1 protein-coding gene is annotated in these 1,246 nt (G+C 46.6%); it reads right to left on the bottom strand.

From position 1 onward, the window contains the following. Positions 1–20 precede the first annotated feature (20 nt). Complete coding sequence (locus ACQEXR_RS20180) at positions 21–1,142, bottom strand: ISAs1 family transposase (protein ID WP_427021040.1); 1,122 nt, start codon at positions 1,140–1,142, stop codon at positions 21–23. Positions 1,143–1,246 lie beyond the last annotated feature (104 nt).

Below are 1,246 nucleotides of genomic sequence, written 5' to 3'. Positions count from 1 at the left end.
CAGGGCGAGCGCATGAGTGTCTAATTTTTACTCACCGAGCTCAATCCAGCACTCAACACCGCTTCCAGCATGGATGTATTCATCATACAGCGTTTCTGCTTCCCAACAATGCTCAGCTTAGTCGGCTCTGAACGCAGCATATTGAGACCAATATGACGTAAACAAGAGATATTTTCTGCCCCGTGATCTTTATAAATCTGGCAAGCGTCCTCCGCCATGGTCACATCCAGAACCCAGTGCATCGACTCTATGCCCCAGTGCTCCCTGACAGCATTTGCTGCCTGCTCTGCACTCAAGGACTTTGAACTGATGTAGTAACGATATGTAAGCTCTGCAATTTTACCTTTTTGATAGCGGAAATTTTCTACCATAACGATGGATTTCAACCCTTTCCATCGCGAGAAGTTTCCATCAAGAGCTTCGCTGCTTAATACGTACGCCTGGCGCACCTCTACACGACCATGACATTGCTCTGCCTTTATCTCCTCTGCTACCGCAGCCCGTTGCTCTGCAAAAGCGGCTTCGACGGCTTCACGTAACTTGCCTTGGTTATTTTTGACCGCAAGTAAGTAGTCGGCGTCTTGTTCGACGATGGTTTTTGCTATCTTGGTTTGGCATGCCATCGCATCAATGGTGACTAAAGCACCTTTGATATCGAGAAGTTTAATCAGCTCAGGTATTGCGGTAATTTCGTTGCTTTTCGCCTCGGTTTTAAGTTGCCCTAGTACCAATTTGTTTGAAGAAGCATAGGCGCTAATCATATGGATAGTGCTGGCTCGGTCATCCCGATTGTATGAGCCTCGAAGCGTTTTGCCATCAATGGCAACGACTTGGCCGTCAGTTAAAGAGTGCACGGCTGACATCCAGTTGATAAAGCAGGCATGGAAGGGCTCAGGCTCAATGCTAGAGATGATGCGGGCTATCGTGTCATCGGCAGGAATTTCGTTAATAAACATACCATTACGCTTAAACCACTCATGGTGACCAAGGATATATTCGCGAATATCAAACCATCCTTTGGCACCTGCGATAACCGCACATAAAGAGCCAAACAACACCTCAAATAAGCAGTAGGTTATCTTAGCTGACTGGCGCGCATCCGCCACGGTGTGAAAGTACTCTTTAAACTCGTCAATGTGCATGGTAGGAAGCTCTCTGGTTTGAAAGAGAGTATATGATCACAGGTAATTGTGATCGTCAAATCGATCGTTCTAATTGTTCAAAAAACGTTCGCGATCTCGCCCTG

It is taken from the genome of Vibrio sp. TRT 2004, from assembly GCF_050113735.1.
GTDB lineage: Bacteria > Pseudomonadota > Gammaproteobacteria > Enterobacterales > Vibrionaceae > Vibrio.
The sequence above is the reverse complement of the archived record's forward strand: the minus strand, read 5'-3'. Positions and strand labels throughout refer to the sequence as shown.

Excerpts from the sequence above, each read along its gene's own strand:
- ACQEXR_RS20180 (WP_427021040.1), bottom strand. The coding sequence starts at position 1,142 with ATGCACATTGACGAGTTTAAAGAGTACTTTCACACCGTGGCGGATGCG.